The sequence below is a fragment of the Bradyrhizobium sp. 14AA genome (genome assembly GCF_054185205.1).
Window position 1 is genome coordinate 125,882 of sequence record NZ_JAVAYM010000013.1, and the last position, 17,906, is coordinate 143,787.

Consider the following 17,906-nt stretch of genomic DNA (forward strand, 5'->3'; position numbering starts at 1 on the left):
GTCTCACGATTCAACGCTCACGGCCTTTCGTCATGTGACAGCACGCTCCAGCATCCGCCACCAGACCGTGGCTTCCTTGATATGGATGCCCTTCGATGTGCTCTCAACGTATTCGAGCGCTGCCAGTCTCGTGATTTTTCGGCGAACGGTTTCCTTCGGAATGCCTAAGAGCGCCGACACCTCGATTATATTGATCGGAATGACCTGGATTGCAGCAGTTGTGGTCCTCGTTCCTAGATACCCAATCGCGAAAAAAATCAGCAGTTCGTCAGGCGTCAACCCCAACCGCTTTCTTGGTGAGGTGAAGACGCGCAGCAATCTGGCGACTTTCTCACGATACTCAAACATCTGAGCTCGCTGAGAACTCGCCTCGAATGACGGTCGATTGAAGTCCCGTAGGGCGTCGACATCCAGATCATCCTCACCCAATCGCGATCTTCTGATCATCACATCTGACCCTGGCTCTACCCTTGGCTCGCGGCGAATCGATAAACTCGGTCCATGGCAAATGGCGACAAGTGGAGCGACATCTCACTGACAGGTGCACTAAGCTCTTCGCTGACCAAGCTGTCTTGCGCACTACCGGGCCATCAGCGAAGCCTTCCACCGCCCACATCTGCCAGCGGATGCTCCCATTCGGGTACGAGCGCGATACCCATGCCCGACTCGCCTGCGTGCCGGAAACGTCGGGAGCAGCAACTGTTATGCGCTTTCATATTCCTGCGTGCGTCCCATTTCTCTCAACCTCCAGATCCTGCTATTCGGATAGCCGACACAAGCGTTTGTGGCCGTTCCTATCTGCTTGCCTTGTGACCCGCTCGACAGCGATGTCCTTTCGGCAGGTCTACTTTGCGCCGCGCAGGGTAATGGGGATTTCAGAGATGGAGATCTCCTGCAAGCGTGCGACCGATCCCCGGCCGCACGCAAGTTGCGAAGGGTTCTTGCTAATGCTTGCCGGCGTGCTTGCCGAAAAGCAGAGCGGCGACCACTCGATGGGATCGCTGCAACGCCCCTAGTCTCGCCCCGCCTCAGCAATGGCCTGCGCCAGTCGCGCGGGGTTGCTGAAGAGCATCTCGTGGCTACCGTCACATTCGACCAAGCGAAATAGGCCGAGCCGCTCCGACAGCCGCGGATGCCAGGGCGAGCTGTGAGGCAGTGCAGTATCTTGCCGGCAGTTCACATATGATTTTCCGATCGGCAGTTCAGCCAATGCCTGCTTCAACGTGATCTTGTCGGTAAGGGTGCGGTAGGGATGTGGATTGAGAGCCGCGTAGCTGGATTGTGCCAGTTCGATGCTTGCGTCGTTAATGAAAACTTCGCGCCAGATTTCGAATGGCAGCATCACCGCGTTCTTGTTGGCGGCTGCGATGGCATCGAACATGCCAGCATACTGCGGAGGCACCATGTCGACGAGGGATTGGCCGTTCAGCGGAACAAACGCATTGACGTAAACAATGCGGGCGATCTGATTGGCCAGCCGGTCCGCAACTCCAGAAATCACCATCCCGCCATAGCTGTGGCCCACCAGACGGATGTTTTGCAACTTGTTCTCTTCGATGTAGTCAATAATCGACGAGATCGCTTGCTCCAGCCCAATGGTTTCGCGATCGTCATTCGACCTATTACCGGCTATGGTCGGACAATGCACCACATGACCCTGCTGCCGGAGGTGGCTGGCTACGGCCTCCAATTCAGCCCCCGTGTGCCACCCACCATGAACCAGGACGTAAAGATCTCCCATATCTGTCTCCCCTAAGGTTACAATACCCTGGAAGCTTAGGGGAGCGCAGCGCTTGGGAATGGCCGATTTAAGCCACAGCAATTGGTAATTTATGCCAACTCTAGCGGTCGCGTCTGAACGCACCAGGCGTCATGCCTAAATACCTGCGGCATTGACGGATGAAGTGTGACGGATCGGACAGGCCCACCCGCATGCCAATTCCGCTGATGCCTATGTGGTCGAAGCGGGACTCACTCAACATTCGCCGTGCAATTGCAATCCGGTACTCGTTCAGCACGCCATTAAACGTTAGCTTAGCCTTGTTGAGGCACCGATGTAGTGTTCGTTCAGAGACGAGTAGATGCTCGGCGACAACCGAGGCAGTCAATCCCGGTTCTGCATAGCGCGAATGAATAGCCTGATTGACCCGATGTAGAAGCTTCGTTGCTTCACGCTGTTCGCCGATTGTGGCTGGGATTTCGCTTTCTAAAGCAAGCGCGAGCAGACCTCCGAGCTGGTCGCAAATCAATTTCGCCGGTAATGGTGGCGCAATGGCGAGTTGAGGTGACATCTGGCGAACGAATGTGCTGAGGGCTGAGCCCCAGCCGGCGCGGCCCTCGATCCGCTGCCCTATTTTCCGATCGGGATCGGTGATCCACGAATCGAGCCAGGCCGTCGGAAGCTCCAATGATAACGCATTCACCGTCTCCGGGTAGTCGAACTCGTAGCAGCGGCGAGAGTCAAGCAAGACGAGGTCGTACGGCTGCAGTCGTGTGGAATGTTCGGACTGCGTGGCAGCCCAAACCCCGTCGGTCTGGCACACCAAGTAGTAGTAACTAGATGCATTCGGAGCGAGATGATTTCTTCTACGGAAGACGCGCTGGGCAGGACCCTGCACCCGACAGATTCCGATCGCATCGAGTTGCCCGCGCGAAAGGCAGTTGTTGAAGTCGCTGCGAAGGGATGTGGTAATGTCCATCTTGAGGAAGCATTCGCATACGGCGCCAATCCAGTAATCCAGCCGCCGCTTTTCCTCGACATGGCCAGTCGACCAAGTCTTGACCTCTCCACTCGCGCTCTGTGCCATAGAAGCCAATCCAAGGTCTATGTTATCCCGGCAGAATCGCTGCTCGTTGACGGCCGGCAAGATGCCAGAAGTCGGCCGGGCTCGCCCAGCCCAGCATTTGTCTCGTATTCCGTCGCTCCATGTCAACCTCAAGCCAGACGTTGTGCAGTGGCCGCCATCGTGAACTGCTTCGTCCCGGAATTGGCAACGGCTTCTGTGCATCAGGACCGGGAAGGCTGAAGACAGACCGATCCGTCGCCGTATTTCGCGCATCGCTTGCTTCAACGGGTTTCTCGAAAGCTCCATTCGGAAAACCTCCCGCCCGCATATCGATATACGATCAGGGCGCGGTTGGTTCGGCTTTGCGTCACTCAGCCGACTCTTAGCGCGACCCCGCCAAGTGCACCGAAGTCTGCATGAAAGCAGTCACCCTGCGTGGCAAATGCCACGCGAGTAAACGAGCCTGTCAGAACGATATGACCCGGCTCCATGGTAATGCCCGGCTACCGAGCTTGTTTGCAAGCCAAGCGATGGCGAGGGCCGGGTGGCCCAGCACGCCAGCTAACCCAGCGATCAGGTGCGGCTGCCATGGCGGCCGTAAGAGACCAGACCAGTTCCCTGGGAAAACGTCTTCGTCCACCGCGACATAAACATGTTGCGGACGTTTTATCCAAAGTCTTGCTTCCTCAACGGGTTTACCTTCCAAAGATGCACACGCCTCGCCGCGAAGCTGGACTTCATCGTCGACCTGCTGCAGAGGCGAACGCCGCGACCGTGCTCGCAGCCGACTACTTCTCCGATCATGTAGCCCACATGTGCATGGAGCCGTTGAACGTAACGGTGAAGGCCGAGAAGGGACAATTGATATCTAGTCCGGCAACCAGTCACCAAGCACGAGGAATTCTTGGAATGATCGTGGGCAAGACGACACCTAACAAAGTCAATGTCCACACGATGCTGCTCGGTGGCGGATTCGGCCGACGCGCGGATGGCGATGATATGGTAATGGCGCTCATACTCGCGTTGAACGTGCCCGGAAAGCGGAACCGATTGCGTTCCGAAGTTAGACAACGGCCGAATGCTTTAGTAGCCGCGAGGAGGCGTTCCCCCAGCAATGATCTTGCCGACGCGGTGGCAAATAGCGGCGGAGCCGTCAAATGCCGAGATAACGGTGCTGCAGATCGGGCTCAGCGATCAGCTGCTCGGATGTGCCGCTCCACACCGCCCGACCGCGCTCGATGATGTAATGTCGGTCGACGATGCGGGCGAGATTGTCGACATTCTTGTCGATCACGAGCACCGATTGGCCGCGCGCCTTTAACATCGACAGGCAACTCCAGATCTCCTCGCGGATCAGTGGTGCGAGCCCTTCCGTCGCTTCGTCGAGAATGAGCAATCGCGGATTCGTCATGAGCGCTCGCCCGATCGCGAGCATCTGCTGTTCGCCACCGGAGAGCTGGTTGCCCATATTGTTGCCGCGCTCGGCGAGCCGCGGAAACAGCGCGTGGATCTTTTCCAGCGTCCAGGGATTGCGGGAGTCGAGGCGATTGGCCGAAGCCGCCACCAGATTTTCGCCCACGGTTAGATTGGGAAAGATCTGACGGCCTTCGGGTACGAGACCGATGCCGAGTTGCGCGATGCGGAATGCTGCCAGCCCGCGAACCTCGCGGCCGCGGAAGCGAACGCTACCTTCGCGCGGCGGCGTCAACCCCATGATCGAGCGGATGGTCGTGGTCTTGCCCATGCCGTTGCGCCCCATCAGCGCGACCATCTCGCCGCTCTTGACCGACAGCGACAGGCCGAACAGCACTTGGCTTAGACCATAACAGGTCTCGATGCCGTCTACCTCGAGCAGCGGTGCCGCGTCAGCCATGGCGAGCCACCACATGCTGATCGCCGAGATAGGCACGCTTGACCTCTTCATTGACGCGAATCGCGGCCGGCGCGTCGGAGGCGATCACGCGGCCATAGACAAGGACCGTAATGCGGTCGGCCAGTGCGAATACCGCGTTCATGTCGTGCTCGACCAGCACGATCGTGACTTCCTTGCGCAAGTCAGCGAGCAGCCTCACCATGCGTGTCGATTCGGTGGCGCCAAGACCGGCCATCGGTTCGTCGAGCAGTAGTAATTGCGGTCTGGTTGCGAGAGCCACTGCCAGCTCGAGTTCGCGCTGCTCACCGTGACTCAACTGAGAGGCCACGACATCGGCGCGATCGGAAAGTCCGACGCGCCCCAGCGCCGCAAGCGCCGCGTCGCGAAGCCCCTTCTCCTTGCGGGCACTGCCGAAGAAGCGAAACGAGTGCCCGTCGCGGGCCTGCGCTGCGAGCGCGACATTGTCGGCCGCGGTGAAGTCGCGCAACAGCGAGGTGATCTGGAACGAGCGCGCCAGCCCGAGATGGCTGCGCTTCCAGGCCGGCAGATGGGTGACGTCCTGGCCGGCTACGCGGATGATGCCGGCAGTCGGGCGCAACTGGCCAATCAGCTGACTGATCAGCGTGGTCTTGCCGGCACCATTGGGACCGATGATGGCATGCAGTTCGCCGGGTGCGATATCGAGCGAGAGATTGTCGGTGGCAAGGATACCGCCGAAGCGCTTGATCAGGCCGTCGATGCGGAGCAAGGGTTCAGCCACGGGAGAACCTCCCGATCAGACCGAGGATGCCGCCACGCCCGAACAAGACGATCAGGAGCAAGAACGGCCCCATCATCATGGCCCAGTACTCGGTGACCTGCGACAGAACTTCCTCCAGTAGGAGATAGACGATAGCGCCGACCACCGGACCGAACAGCGAGCCCATGCCGCCAAGGATCACCATAACCATCAAATCGCCGGAGCGGCTCCAGTACATCACAGCCGGGCTGATGAAATCTGTGTTGCTCGCGAGCAGCGCGCCGGCAAGCCCACACATCGTGCCGGCAATCACGAAGCAGACGAGTCGATATCGCGTCGCCGGAAAGCCGATTGCCTGCATGCGTTGCTCGTTCGAGCGCAACCCCTGCACGACAAGACCGAAACGGGAATTGACGATGCGCCAGACCAGAATAACCCCACCGAGCAAGCAGAACAGGCAGAGGTAGTAGAACTGGACGCGGTCCGACAGGTTGATCAAGCCGCCGAAGGTGCTACGCTTGTAGATGGTCAAACCGTCGTCTCCGCCATAACGCGACAACCCGGAGGCGACGTAATAGGCCATCTGCGCAAAAGCGAGCGTGATCATGATGAAATAGACGCCGCGGGTGCGCAGCGACAGGACGCCGATTCCCAGTGCGAACAGCGCGGAAGCGAGGAGCGCCACCGGCCACTGGACAAAGCCGGAGCCGATCCCTTCGGAGGCGAGAATTCCGACCGCGTAGCCGCCGATGCCCAGATAGGCCGCGTGGCCAAAGCTCACCATGCCGCCATAGCCAATTATAAGATTGAGACTGACGGCAGCAAGCGCAAAGATGACGATGCGCGTGAACAGCGTCAGCACGAAGACGTTGCCGGTTGCCTGCGAGAACAGCGGCAGCGCCAACAGACCCACGACAACAACCACCGCAATCACGTTGCGGGCATTGAGCGATGACTTCATCGACGGCTGGCCGGGAACAGCCCCTCCGGCCGTGCCAGCAGCACGATTGCCATGGACAGATATATCAGCATCGATGACAGCGCAGGCGCTGCGGTCGAGGCCGCCGCCGAACTGAGGACGCGCCGCAAGAGATCAGGCAGGAAGGCACGCCCGAGCGTATCGATCATGCCGACCAGGATCGCGGCAACGAAAGCGCCACGGATCGACCCGATGCCGCCGATGACGATGATGACGAAAGCGAGAATGAGGATGTTTTCGCCCATGCCGATCTGCACAGTGAGGATTGGCGCCTGCATCAGCCCAGCAAGGCCTGTCAAGGCCGCGCCAAGGCCGAACACCAGCGTATAGAGCAGCTTGATGTTGATGCCGAGCGCGCCGATCATATCACGGTTCGAGGCGCCGGCGCGGATCAGCATGCCGACGCGCGTTCGCATCACCACGAGGTAGAGCATCGCGGCAACCACCAACGCGACCGCAATAATGGCAAGACGATCGGCAGGATAAAACACGCCGGGGATGATTTGCACCGGCACAGCGAGCCAGGCAGGCAGGGGCAGTGCGAGACCTGCGGGTCCCCAGATCAGCCGCGCCAGGTCGTTGAAGAACAAGATCAGACCGAAGGTTGCGAGCACGTGATCGAGATGATCGCGCCCATAGAGATGCCGCAACGCGACGACCTCGATGGCAATGCCGAGCAGGAGCGTTGCGCCCAGCGCGAGTCCGATGCCGATGATGAAGTTGCCGCTCCAGGCGACGAACGTCGCGGCGAAATAGGCGCCCATCATGTAAAGCGAGCCATGGGCAAGATTGACCAGGTCCATGATGCCAAACACAAGCGTCAGCCCTGCCGCCAGCAGGAACAGCAAAAGGCCAAATTGCAGCCCATTCAGAAATTGTTCGACGATAAGCAGCATGGAACCGACCAAAGTGTGCCTCGTTACGCTCTTTATCAAGTTGCCGGCCTCGTAGTTCAAGACGCGATGCCTATTGCGCCGGTCGCTTACGGCCTCACTCGGCCGGCTCGGCGTTCCGCGCTCCTCACCATGAGGGGTTTTGACCGGGCGTGCGCTCGGCCTCATCCTGAGCAGCATCGCGTCGGCGATGCCGCCTGGAAGGATAAGCCACCGGTCTGACGAATATCAGCCGTCGGCGGCCAAACCGGTGCCGATGGTAAGAGATGGCGGCGCAAGTGCGACAGGCCCTTCTCGAAAGCACCGCTTACTTCATCGAGCATTTGTCGTGAAAGTTGTCCTGGCTGTCCTTGACGATGGTCGCCATGGTCTTCAGCGAGAGCCGACCGTCAGCATCCTTCACCACCTCCTGAAGATAGAAATTCTGGATCGGGATATGGTTGTTGCCGTACTTATAGCTGCCGCGCACCGACTTGAAATCGGCCTTCTCCATCTCAGCCTTCATCGCGTCCTTCTTGCTGGTGTCGCCTTGCACCGCCGTCACGGCGCTGTTGATCAGCTGAGCGGCGTCATAGGATTGGGCGCCGTAGAAGCTCGGGCGTCTACCATGATATTTTTTGAGGTAATCCTCGACGAACCTCTTGTTCTGCTCGTTCGGCAGGTCGTGCACCCAATCCTGTGCACCGGGAACGCCGATCGCATTGTCCTTTTGCAACGGCAGCGTCGTCTCGTCGATGGTGAAAGCCGTGTAGAGCGGCACCTGCCCCTTCAAACCAGACTGCGAATATTGATTGAGGAACTGTATCCCGGCAGCGCCTGGATAGAACACGAAGATTGCGTCCGCTTCCGAGTTGCGCGCCTTGGTGAGTTCGGCCGAGAAATCGAGCTGGCTCGGCCACACCGTATATTCTTCGCCAATTATCTGCCCCTTGAACGTGCTCTTGAGGCCGGCCATCGTGTCCCTACCAGCCGCGTAGTTCGGGCCGATCAAGAATGCCGATTTGACGCCTTTCTGGTTCATATACATGCCCATCGCCGCCGGCGTCTGGTCATTCTGCCATGACGTCGAGAACACATAAGGCGAGCACAATTCGCCGGCGAGCTGGTTTGGCCCCGCATTCGCCGAAATCAGGAACGTCTGCGAGTCCACGGCGGTCTTGAGCGAGGCGAGCAACACGTTGGACCAGATATAGCCGACGATGAAATCGACATGATCGGACTGCACCAGCTTCTCGGTTTTTTGCTTGCCGATATCCGGCTTTTGACCATCGTCCTCGTAAATCACTTCGACCGGCTTGCCAGCCATCTTGCGGCCGAGATGGTCGAGCGCGACCTCGAACGAATTGCGCATATCGTTGCCGACGATCGCGGCCGGACCGCTGAATGTCGAGACGAAGCCGATCTTGATCGTATCGCCTGCCGCCGCGGGCTGCGCCAGCGCAAAGGCTGCTACGCCAGTGAGCCAAAATGTCGTTCTCATGGTGTCCCTCATCTTAAAGTCCCGCGTCAACAGCATTTGTCGTCATGTGACAGCACGCTCCAGCATCCGCCACCAGATCTTCGCTTCCTTGATAAGAATGCCCTTCGATGTGCTCTCAACGTAGTCGAGCGCCGCCAGTCTCATTATTTTGCGGCGAACGGTTTCCTTCGGAATACCTAAGAGCGCCGATACTTCGATTATATTGATCGGAATGACTTCGATTGCAGCAGTTGCGGTCCTCGTTCCTAGATAGCCAATCGCGAAAAAGATCAGCAGCTCGTCAGGCGTCAACCCCAACCGCTTTCTTGGTGAAGAGAAGACCCGCAGCAATCTCGCGACTTTCTCACGATACTCAAACATCTGAGCTCGCTGAGAACTCGCCTCGAATGACGGTCGCTTGAAGTCCTGTAGGGCGTCGACATCCATATCTTCCTCACCCGATCGCGATCTTCTGATCATCACATCTGACCGATCCTATTCTCTCATTCCTATCCTTGGCTCGTAGCGGATCGTTGAGCGCGGTCCAGGGCAGTGGCTACGCGGCCATATTTCACCGACAGGTGCGCTACTCTCTTCTATGACCAGGTTGTCTTGCGTGCTGCCGGGCTATCGGCCAAGCCCTCCGCCGCCCACATCTGCCCGTCCGGATACTCCCATGCGGGTACGAGCGCGATACTCATACTCGACTCGCTTGCGCGCCAGAAACGTCGGCAGCAGCAACTGATATGCGCGCTCGTATTCCAACATGCGTCCCATTTATCTCAATCACCAGATCCTGCTATTCGGATACCTAAGGACGGCATTGACTATCCTTGCGTTCGGCTGCGGACTAAATAGCCATTTCATGAAATCGAACACCCACCCAGGGCGCTGATGCTCGAAAGCCGAAAAAGGGCGCTGCGTAGTTGTATTGTAGGTGTGTACTCGCTGACCGTGGTGGCAACTTCTTTTGCCAAATTGGTCGTTGTCTTCGCAGCGGATCCACGGGAGTCTTGAGGCCCGTTTCAATTGATAGCCGGCAAGTAGGCGCGAGGAATGCGCCCGTTCAGAACTAGTCTCTTACGGGCGCCGACAGTCTTCAGCCTATACGAGAGATCCAGGGCGGAACGGACGTGCAACGAAACTTGGAGCAGTCCGGCTCTGTCTGAAAACCATTCGGCCTCTCCCGGCCGGACCAGGGCGCTTGAGTGTTAGCGTCCTTTACTGAGCCCGCCATATGACCCGTGGCGGGCGTTTTTTTGCTGTATGCGTCGTCTAGCTGATGTTCGACAGGGCTAGCCTGCGCCTCGCGCAATCCCGGTCATCATGGAACGAGGTAGCATCGTGTGTTCCGGCGCACCGCGACATTGGAAGATGACCCGGAAATGTTGCAGAGTGCTACGTTGGCCTGTAGCGTTTGGTGAAAACCGGGAGCGAAACCACGCGTGGGGATTGGGCGGACCCGGATGGCAGAGGCTCTTCTCTCCCGTTGTCGTCGTGACGGTAGCGCGATGACCCGAGCAACTCCTCAAACGCGTGTCGCCAGTGCGATGAGCTCCTGCATGTAGTGCCGCTCAAGGAGTCGAGCGCGCTGAGGACAGTTCTCGGCCGGGGCCGTTGGAGCGACGAAATAGCTACCTTGCGACCAGAATATTGGAGCCCGTCGGAGCGCCAAGCTGGTAATTGCTTTTTCGGAACTGGCTGTTGTTCTAGCAGCCAATGTGCGGAAATGTTTTGGCCAATGTTGTAGGTCCCTCAAACGTAAAAGATCAGCAAGAAAGCAAAAATGACAACGTCTTCAATTCGCCTAGTGCCAAATCCCGGTTCGCGCGTGCTGATCGCCGGCGGATGCGGTGGTATCGGACGCGAACTCACGAAAGCCTGCGTTTCCCTGGATCTCGATGTCACCGTCCTCGACATTGCGCCCGCCATCGAAGCAGCGACACGCGAAGATAATGTTCATTACATTTGCTTCGACGGACGCGACGCAGCGTCGATCCGGGGCGCCGTTGCGGAATGCGCACGGGACAGGGACTCTATGGACGCATTCTTCTTCTTGAGCGGCTTCACGATCGGCCAGAATCGACGGCTTGCAGAGGTGGCACTCGAGAAGTGGAATGAACTAATCACAGTCAATCTCACTTCCGCGTATCTGCTCGTGAACGAGGTGACCCCTCTACTGAGGAAGGCCACCGCACCAGCCATCATCACTGTGGTGTCGAGCCTTGCCTATCAGCCCCGGCCAGGCATGGGCCCCTACGCCGCTTCGAAGGGTGGCCTGGTGACACTCACCAAGGCATTTGCGTCGGAGCTGGCACCGCAAATTCGTGTCAACGCCGTGGCACCTGGCGCGGTCGACACCGAGTTCCTCTCAGGCGGAACGGGGCGGACGAAAGACCTCGAGGAACGCTCCTCGTTCGAGGCAGGAAGGGAGAAATACGAATCCTTGATCCCTCTCGGACGTATGGCCACTCCTACGGATGTCGTAGGACCTATGCTGTTCCTCAGCAGTCCCGCCTCCGCCTATATGACTGGGCAAGTTCTTCACCTGAATGGCGGGCGTCTCACGCCGTGATCCATACGTTGGCCTTCGCGTTTGTTTGGCTCGGATTTCGGCAGGTCGCGGAAACTGCGCGCTTGTCGAAAGCCCAAGCCTCCATATCGGTGCCGAGGGTCCCTTTTGCGGGCCGCATCCCTACAGTCGGGTCGACGTGACGGCGCCGTATGGGAAGTCCCACGTCGACCAGGAGAAGGATTCTTGCCGAGATGACCGAAACGGATCCCTTGTTCAATACATTCGAGTACTTTGACGGCCAGCTACGAAATACGCACCCCCCTCTCCTCGCCAGCTTCGAGGGAAGGAGCGAAGCGTCCGTCAAAACGCATAAGGGGTTGCTCGACATAGACTACGGCTCTCATCCGCGACAAAAATTGGATATATTTCTTTCACCGGGACCTGCTCGCGGCGCAATCCTCTATTTTCATCCAGGTTATTGGCAGTCTCGCGACAAATCGACCTTTCGATTTCTCGCCGACTCCTTCGTGCCGCTGGGCTACGATTTCATTCTCGCGAATTATCCATTATGTCCCGACGTCACGCTCGGCAGCCTGGTCGAGCACGTCGCCGCGTCTGTACCATTTGCGCTGAATTGTCTCGTCGAGAGGGCTTACACGAATGGCGGGCTCATCGTTGCCGGACATTCTGCTGGTGGACATCTAGCCGTCGAAATGGCTCTGCGTGCTTGGCCAGCAACCCTCTGCAATGGTCGTCCCGTTCGAAAGGTGATGGCGATCAGCGGAGTCTATCAACTTACGCCGCTCGTATGCACGCCGGTAAATGACAAGTTGCAGCTGAACTACGAGGAAGCGAGGGCGAACTCTCCGATCCATCGAGCATCAGAAGTCGGTGTGCCGGCGATCTTCGTGGTCGGAGGCGACGAAACATCAGAGTTTCGGCGCCAAAGTCGCGATATGCGCGATGCTTGGAAAAGGGCCGGAAACGCGGCAACGTACGTCGAGGTGCCAGGGGCGGATCATTTCAGCGTCGTTTCCGATCTCGCATCAACGCAAATTCCGACGCTGCTGGCATCGTTCGGGCCATAACCGCCTGAAACTTGTCTCGGCGGCCCATCGGCGGCGGCGTGCGTAGGTGAGGCGAACCTAGTGTTGGACCCAGCCAACTGCGCCAGGCAAGGTGAGAGCGGAACGACGCCGGCTTCCGAACCCGGGTCCTCGGTATAGGACGGCGGCAATTGGCTGTCCTCGGGCGCCGTGAGAGTGAATAGCCATTTTGCCAAATCAAGCAACCACCCCGCGGCCGGGATGCGTGAAAGCTCCCAGACAGCTCATGCGCGACCAAGTGTCCTTCATTAATCTGACTGGCAATTCCTTTTGCCGAAGTGGTCGTTGTCTTTGCAGCCAATACGCAGAACTCTGAGGAGCGGGTTTGGACAGAACCCATCCTCAATAACCGTCAGCCAGCGAGCAGCGAATGAACCCTCATCGTGGTCGGAACCAGCCTTTCACCGGCGCCGAATATCTCCAGTCTCTACGAGACGGCCGCGAGGTCTGGATCTACGGCGAGCGCGTCGACGACGTTACCACGCATCCCGCATTTCGTAACGCCGCAGTCTCGATTGCTAAGCTCTATGACGCACTTCACGACAAGTCGCTCAAGCCGGTTCTGACCGTCGAAACCGACACGGGCGGAGGCACCTTTACTCACCGCTATTTCCGCTATGCGCGGTCGCGCGAAGATATGATCGCCCAGCGCGACGCAATCGCAGCCTGGTCACGCTTGTCATATGGGTGGATGGGACGAACCCCCGACTACAAGGCGAGCTTTACGAATACGCTTGGGGCAAACGCCGACTTCTACGGCAAGTTCGCAAACAACGCACGCGCCTGGTACAAGCAGGCGCAGGAAAACGTCCCATTCATTAATCACACGCTTGTCAATCCGCCGATCGACCGAAACAAGGCGGCGGACGATGTGAAGGACATTTACGTTCGAATTGAAAAAGAAACAGACGCCGGCATCTATGTTTCTGGCGCGAAAGTCGTGGCGACCTCGTCGGCGCTGACGCACTACAATTTCCTCGGCCAGAATATGGCTGCAGAAATCACCGATGACAGCATGGCGGTGATGTTCATGGTCGACATGAGCAGCCCGGGCATCAAGCTTATTTGCCGGCATTCGTATGAACTAGCCGCCGCTGCGACCGGCTCGCCGTTCGACTACCCGTTGTCCAGCCGGTTCGACGAGAACGACGCGATCTTTATTTTCGATAACGTATTTGTTCCCTGGGAAAACGTCTTCGTCCACCGCGACATAAACATGTTGCGGACGTTCTATCCAAAGTCCGGCTTCCTCAATGGGTTTACCTTCCAAAGCTGCACACGCCTCGCCGTGAAGTTGGACTTCATCGTCGGTCTGCTGCAAAAGGCCCTCCGGGCCTGCGGCACAGACGAATTCCGTGGCGTTCAGGTTCAGCTCGGCGAGATCGTGGGCTGGCGAAACCTGTTCTGGTCTCTTACGGACGCCATGGCAGCCGCACCTGATCGCTGGGTTAACGACGGATTCTTGCCGAACATACGTGCATGCACGTCATTCCGGATATTCGCCACAGAAGCCTATCCCGCTATCCGATCGATCATTCAGCAAATCGTCGCCTCGGGGTTGATTTACCTTCCTTCGAGTGCCCGAGACTTGAAGGTACCGGAGGTCGAGAAATACCTCGCTCGCTACTCGCGCGGTTCGAATGGAATCAATCACGTCGAGCGCATCAAAATCATGAAGGCGCTCTGGGACGCTGTTGGATCCGAATTTGGCGGTCGTCATGAGCTTTACGAGCGCAACTATGCAGGCAACCATGAGGCGATCCGGCTTCAGGCGCTGATCCACGCCAAAGTGTCCGGCGCAATGGGGGAAATGGAAGCCTTGGCGAGTTCCTGCCTCGCCGACTATGACGAGAACGGTTGGCGTGATCCCGCCTATCACAACGGCAACGATGTCTCCGTGCTCGACTACCTCGCGAGGAGTCGCTGATGGCCGTTGACCGCGTTGCCTTTCGGGATATGATGTCGCGGTTCGGTGTCGCCGTTTCGGTGGTGACGACAGATGGCGCAGCTGGCCAGTGCGGGTTTACTTGCACCGCGGTTTGTTCTGTCACGGACGAACCGCCCACGGTTCTGGTGTGCCTCAATCGCAAAAGCCAGATGAACGCGGTTTTTCGCCGGAACGGTGTTCTTTGCGTTAATGTCCTGAGCGCTGCACAAGAAGAGCTTTCCGTAGCTTTTGCCGGGCGCCGTGACATCAACATGACCGAGCGGTTCACTGTCTACCCTTGGGACCGGATCGCCACCGGTGCGCCGGCGCTACGAAACGCTCTCGGGGCGTTCGACTGCGAGATCTCGGAAACACAGGATTATGGCACCCATACCATCTTTTTCGGGCGGGTGGTTGCGATAGCGCTTAACCCTGCGCGCGACTCGCTTCTTTATATCAACCGCGAGTATCGCGTTGTGCCGTTCATGCCGCCCGCAGCTGTCGTTGGTCAAAGCTGAACCGGTACGTGTTAGACGAATAGCTTGGAGAGCCCATGAAACACGCGTTGGAGAACCTGCCGATCAACCTCGGCGACTGGATCGACAAGAATAAGGACACTCTCAAACCTCCGATCGGCAATCGTCAATTTTGGAAGGGCTCGTGGGAGACAACACTAGTCATGATGGTGGGCGGCCCGAACTACCGTCCTGACTATCATGACGACCCAGGCGAAGAGCTGTTCATCCAACTGCGTGGCGACCTTACGCTCAAGTTAATCGACGCTGCATCAGGAGAGCGCAGCGAGGTCGTCGTACGCGAGGGAGAAATGTATCTCCTACCATCGCATGTTCGGCACTCACCCCAACGGCCGGACGGATGCATCGGATTGGTTATCGAGCGGCGTCGCCAGCCGGGAGAAATCGACGCTCTAGAATGGTATGACGAGCGCGGGCGCCTGGAATTTCGCGGCGAGTTCCTCGTGAAAAATATCGAAGAAGATCTCGCCATAGTGCAAGCAGCTTGGAAGGCCTGGTCGGCCAACCCAGCTCGACAAATCCCGACAACGTGGCGGGTTGGAATGCCGGAACCCGCTTAAGTGGGACAATGATGGGAACGAGGATGGCTCAGAACGAGGAAAGTATCGAGCGGCCAGAGCACGGCAAACCGACGCAGGTCCTCAATGTGCCGGCGTATTTCCTCTATGGAGAAGACTGGTCGGGGTCGATCTTCGCTTTCTTCCATATCGAAGAACTCTTCGTCCGAAATGCACCTAATGAATGGCACATCGCGCTTCATCGCCATCTGGATTTCGACCAGCTTTCCATTCTCCTCAGCGGCCACTGCACGTTCGAACACGATGGTATTTCGCAACGCGTCGAAGCACCGAATTGCATTTTTACGCCGGCCAATGTCGTGCATCAGTTCGACTATTCATCCAACGCGGTCGGGTACGTCATCAGCGTCTCACCTGATTTCATTGCGGGGCTACCTTCAGTTGAAGGAGCAACGAGTACTGCTCTCCTGCGTTTGGCGAACGACCGGGTCGTCACATTCGAAACCGATCAGCAGATTGCAACGGTCCGCAAGCTGCTCGAGCTACTCTCGGAGAGGACTGCATCGCGTCATCCCTATCAACGCGATGCACTGCGGTATCTTTTCGGTAGCCTTCTCCTTGAGCTCGGTGGGGCGCTGATGTCGCCGTCGCAAAACAAAGCGCCGCAAGTATCCGCATCCGAACTCGATCTCTTCAAGCGCTATCGCGAATTGATCAGCTCAACCCTGAACGCCGTTGGCTTCACTGATCACCAAAGAACGAATACGTTCACCGTCGAGTTCTTCGCACAGCGGTTATCGGCGACGCCCTACGCGCTCAACACCGCCTGCCAGCATATTGCTGGCTTCCCAGCTCGCGACATGTTGCAGACTGCGGTCTTGGAGCACGCAACGCGCCTACTGGTTTACACAACGAAACCTGTGAAGGAGATCTCGTATCTACTCGGCTACTCGCACGCCTCTCACTTCGCCCGATTCTTCAAACAACGCCGAGGAACGACGCCCGAAGCCTTCCGCAAGGCTTGCGTCGATACAGCAGGGAGCGAAGCCGGGATCCAGTCCAATGAGCCAATACTCGATGACGAGCCATGAGAAGGACAGTTTATGACACGAACCATATTCAACAATCCCACCCTGCCGCGATCGAAGTCACCGCATTCGAATGCGGTCAGAATTGGCAACCTGATCTTTGTCTCGGGCTTTCCGGGCTACGACGATAATATCCAGGTTCCGAAGGGCGATTTCGCAGCACAAATGCGGCTTGCTCTCAAACACGTCAAGGCGACACTCGAATTCGCCGGAAGCTCGATCGAGAAAATCGGGAAAGTGAACATTTACCTCGATCGCAGGGCGGACTTCGATCAGATGAATGAAATCTATCAGGAATTCTTCGGAACTGACCCTTCTGGGTGGCCTGCCCGGACGACAGTAGAAGCACGTCTGCCGCGACCTGAGTTTCTTCTCGAGATCGACTGCGTCGCAGAAGCTTGAGTGAGAACAGGCAGCCAAGGTCGTCTGACGTGACACACCCTGATCGCGCGCATCTCTATAGCGGGATAAATCACCTATGCTAACTACACAACAACGCAAACAGGCCGCGGATGTTCTCATAGAGGCAGCGCGTAGCCGCGTACAGGCGACACAGCTCTCGACGCAGTGGCCGTCCATCACTTTCGAAGACGCGTATGCGATTTCCGCCGAGGTCAACACGCGGCGCCTCGAAGCAGGCGCCAAATTGATCGGTTACAAGGTAGGCCTAACCTCGAAAGCCATGCAGAGGTCCTCGCAGATCGATGAGCCGGATTTCGGCTATCTCTATGATCACATGATGATCGCGGACGGTGGAAGCACGCTTCACGAAACCTATTGTGTCCCCCGGGTTGAAGTAGAACTCGCATTCGTCTTGGGGAAGCCGTTAAAAGGTCCGGGCGTCGGGGTATTCGAAGCTCTTGCTGCTTGCGAGTATGTCTGCCCCGCGATTGAAATCGTCGATGCTCGTATAATAGATCCGCGAAAGATCTACGACACGGTTTCAGACAATGGAGCAGCAGCGGGCCTGGTGCTTGGTGGAAGGCCGGTTCGGCCCAACGACGTCGATCTGCGCTGGACTGGCTGCATCCTCTATCGCAACGCTGAAATCGAGGAAACCGGGCTGGCGGCTGGCGTGCTGGGCCACCCTGCCCTTGCCGTCGCCTGGCTTGCAAACAAGCTCGGCAACCAGGGCATCACCATTGAGCCGGGACACGTCGTTCTGACCGGCTCGTTTACCCGCGTGGCGTTTGCCAAGCCGGGTGACTGCTTTCACGCGGACTTCGGTACGCTTGGCGGAGTCGCGCTACGATTCGGCTGAGCGACGTAAAAGCCGAACCGCGGTAAGGGAGCTTTCGAATCGAGGTTTCGAGAGACCCGTTGGCGCAAGCGATTCTTCAAGACGGCAGTGGATCGGTCTGTCTTCAGCCGTCCCCGTCCTGATGCACAGAGGCGGACTGCGAGACAAATGCGGGGCCGGCCGAGTTCGGCCGGCTTCCTCGCATCTTGCCGGCCGTCAACGCGCAGCGAGTCTGCTGGGAGAACAT

At 57.9% G+C, this 17,906-nt stretch carries 18 protein-coding genes; 9 read left to right on the plus strand and 9 right to left on the minus strand.

The window, feature by feature from the left end; translation table 11 throughout:
• Positions 1-30: 30 nt before the first annotated feature.
• The 3 genes from RAD15_RS23400 to RAD15_RS23410 form a co-directional block, all read right to left on the minus strand.
• Complete coding sequence (locus RAD15_RS23400; RefSeq protein ID WP_458180558.1) at positions 31-348, minus strand: MarR family transcriptional regulator; 318 nt, start codon at positions 346-348, stop codon at positions 31-33.
• A 664-nt stretch (positions 349-1,012) separates the two neighbouring features.
• Positions 1,013-1,741 (minus strand): alpha/beta fold hydrolase, encoded by a 729-nt coding sequence (locus RAD15_RS23405; protein WP_458180559.1) that lies wholly within the window; start codon positions 1,739-1,741, stop codon positions 1,013-1,015.
• Positions 1,742-1,841: 100 nt separating this feature from the next.
• Complete coding sequence (locus tag RAD15_RS23410) at positions 1,842-2,807, minus strand: AraC family transcriptional regulator (RefSeq protein ID WP_458180560.1); 966 nt, start codon at positions 2,805-2,807, stop codon at positions 1,842-1,844.
• A 687-nt stretch (positions 2,808-3,494) separates the two neighbouring features.
• Here RAD15_RS23410 and RAD15_RS23415 point away from each other — a divergent pair.
• Complete coding sequence (locus RAD15_RS23415; protein ID WP_458180667.1) at positions 3,495-4,028, plus strand: molybdopterin cofactor-binding domain-containing protein; 534 nt, start codon at positions 3,495-3,497, stop codon at positions 4,026-4,028.
• Here the strand turns inward: RAD15_RS23415 and RAD15_RS23420 are convergent.
• From RAD15_RS23420 to RAD15_RS23445, 6 genes are all read right to left on the minus strand, one after another.
• Entirely contained in the window at positions 3,940-4,659 is a 720-nt protein-coding gene (locus RAD15_RS23420; protein WP_458180561.1) for an ABC transporter ATP-binding protein, read from the minus strand. The genes RAD15_RS23415 and RAD15_RS23420 overlap by 89 nt on opposite strands.
• Positions 4,652-5,419 carry an ABC transporter ATP-binding protein gene (locus RAD15_RS23425; protein WP_458180562.1) on the minus strand — a complete coding sequence of 256 codons (768 nt, stop codon included), beginning with the start codon at positions 5,417-5,419 and terminating at the stop codon, positions 4,652-4,654. The genes RAD15_RS23420 and RAD15_RS23425 overlap by 8 nt, the downstream gene beginning before the upstream one ends.
• Entirely contained in the window at positions 5,412-6,359 is a 948-nt protein-coding gene (locus RAD15_RS23430; protein WP_458180563.1) for a branched-chain amino acid ABC transporter permease, read from the minus strand. Before RAD15_RS23430 ends, RAD15_RS23425 begins: the two co-directional genes overlap by 8 nt.
• Positions 6,356-7,273, minus strand: a complete 918-nt coding sequence (locus RAD15_RS23435) for a branched-chain amino acid ABC transporter permease (protein WP_458180564.1) — start codon at positions 7,271-7,273, stop codon at positions 6,356-6,358. Before RAD15_RS23435 ends, RAD15_RS23430 begins: the two co-directional genes overlap by 4 nt.
• Before the next feature lie 304 nt (positions 7,274-7,577).
• The gene (locus RAD15_RS23440) at positions 7,578-8,750 is read right to left on the minus strand and encodes an ABC transporter substrate-binding protein (RefSeq protein ID WP_458180565.1); all 1,173 of its coding nucleotides are present in this window, start codon (positions 8,748-8,750) and stop codon (positions 7,578-7,580) included.
• A gap of 42 nt (positions 8,751-8,792) precedes the next feature.
• On the minus strand, positions 8,793-9,176 hold the full coding sequence (locus RAD15_RS23445; protein WP_458180566.1) for a MarR family transcriptional regulator: 384 nt from the start codon (positions 9,174-9,176) through the stop codon (positions 8,793-8,795).
• A 1,339-nt stretch (positions 9,177-10,515) separates the two neighbouring features.
• On the opposite strand from RAD15_RS23445, the gene RAD15_RS23450 reads away from it, so the two are divergent.
• From RAD15_RS23450 to RAD15_RS23485, 8 genes are all read left to right on the plus strand, one after another.
• Positions 10,516-11,304, plus strand: a complete 789-nt coding sequence (locus RAD15_RS23450) for an SDR family NAD(P)-dependent oxidoreductase (RefSeq protein WP_458180567.1) — start codon at positions 10,516-10,518, stop codon at positions 11,302-11,304.
• A 191-nt stretch (positions 11,305-11,495) separates the two neighbouring features.
• The gene (locus tag RAD15_RS23455) at positions 11,496-12,332 is read left to right on the plus strand and encodes an alpha/beta hydrolase (protein ID WP_458180568.1); all 837 of its coding nucleotides are present in this window, start codon (positions 11,496-11,498) and stop codon (positions 12,330-12,332) included.
• A 388-nt stretch (positions 12,333-12,720) separates the two neighbouring features.
• Positions 12,721-14,277, plus strand: coding sequence for a 4-hydroxyphenylacetate 3-hydroxylase N-terminal domain-containing protein (locus RAD15_RS23460; RefSeq protein WP_458180569.1), 1,557 nt, complete (start codon positions 12,721-12,723; stop codon positions 14,275-14,277).
• Positions 14,277-14,795: a flavin reductase gene (locus tag RAD15_RS23465; protein WP_458180570.1), complete on the plus strand. Its 519-nt coding sequence runs from the start codon at positions 14,277-14,279 to the stop codon at positions 14,793-14,795. Before RAD15_RS23460 ends, RAD15_RS23465 begins: the two co-directional genes overlap by 1 nt.
• A gap of 35 nt (positions 14,796-14,830) precedes the next feature.
• Positions 14,831-15,373, plus strand: coding sequence for a 3-hydroxyanthranilate 3,4-dioxygenase (nbaC, locus tag RAD15_RS23470; protein ID WP_458180571.1), 543 nt, complete (start codon positions 14,831-14,833; stop codon positions 15,371-15,373).
• A 23-nt stretch (positions 15,374-15,396) separates the two neighbouring features.
• Positions 15,397-16,422: an AraC family transcriptional regulator gene (locus tag RAD15_RS23475; RefSeq protein ID WP_458180572.1), complete on the plus strand. Its 1,026-nt coding sequence runs from the start codon at positions 15,397-15,399 to the stop codon at positions 16,420-16,422.
• 12 nt (positions 16,423-16,434) lie between these two features.
• On the plus strand, positions 16,435-16,821 hold the full coding sequence (locus RAD15_RS23480) for a RidA family protein (protein WP_458180573.1): 387 nt from the start codon (positions 16,435-16,437) through the stop codon (positions 16,819-16,821).
• A 76-nt stretch (positions 16,822-16,897) separates the two neighbouring features.
• A complete protein-coding gene (locus RAD15_RS23485; protein WP_458180574.1) occupies positions 16,898-17,680 on the plus strand; it encodes a fumarylacetoacetate hydrolase family protein in 783 nt (260 codons plus the stop codon).
• Positions 17,681-17,906: the final 226 nt, after the last annotated feature.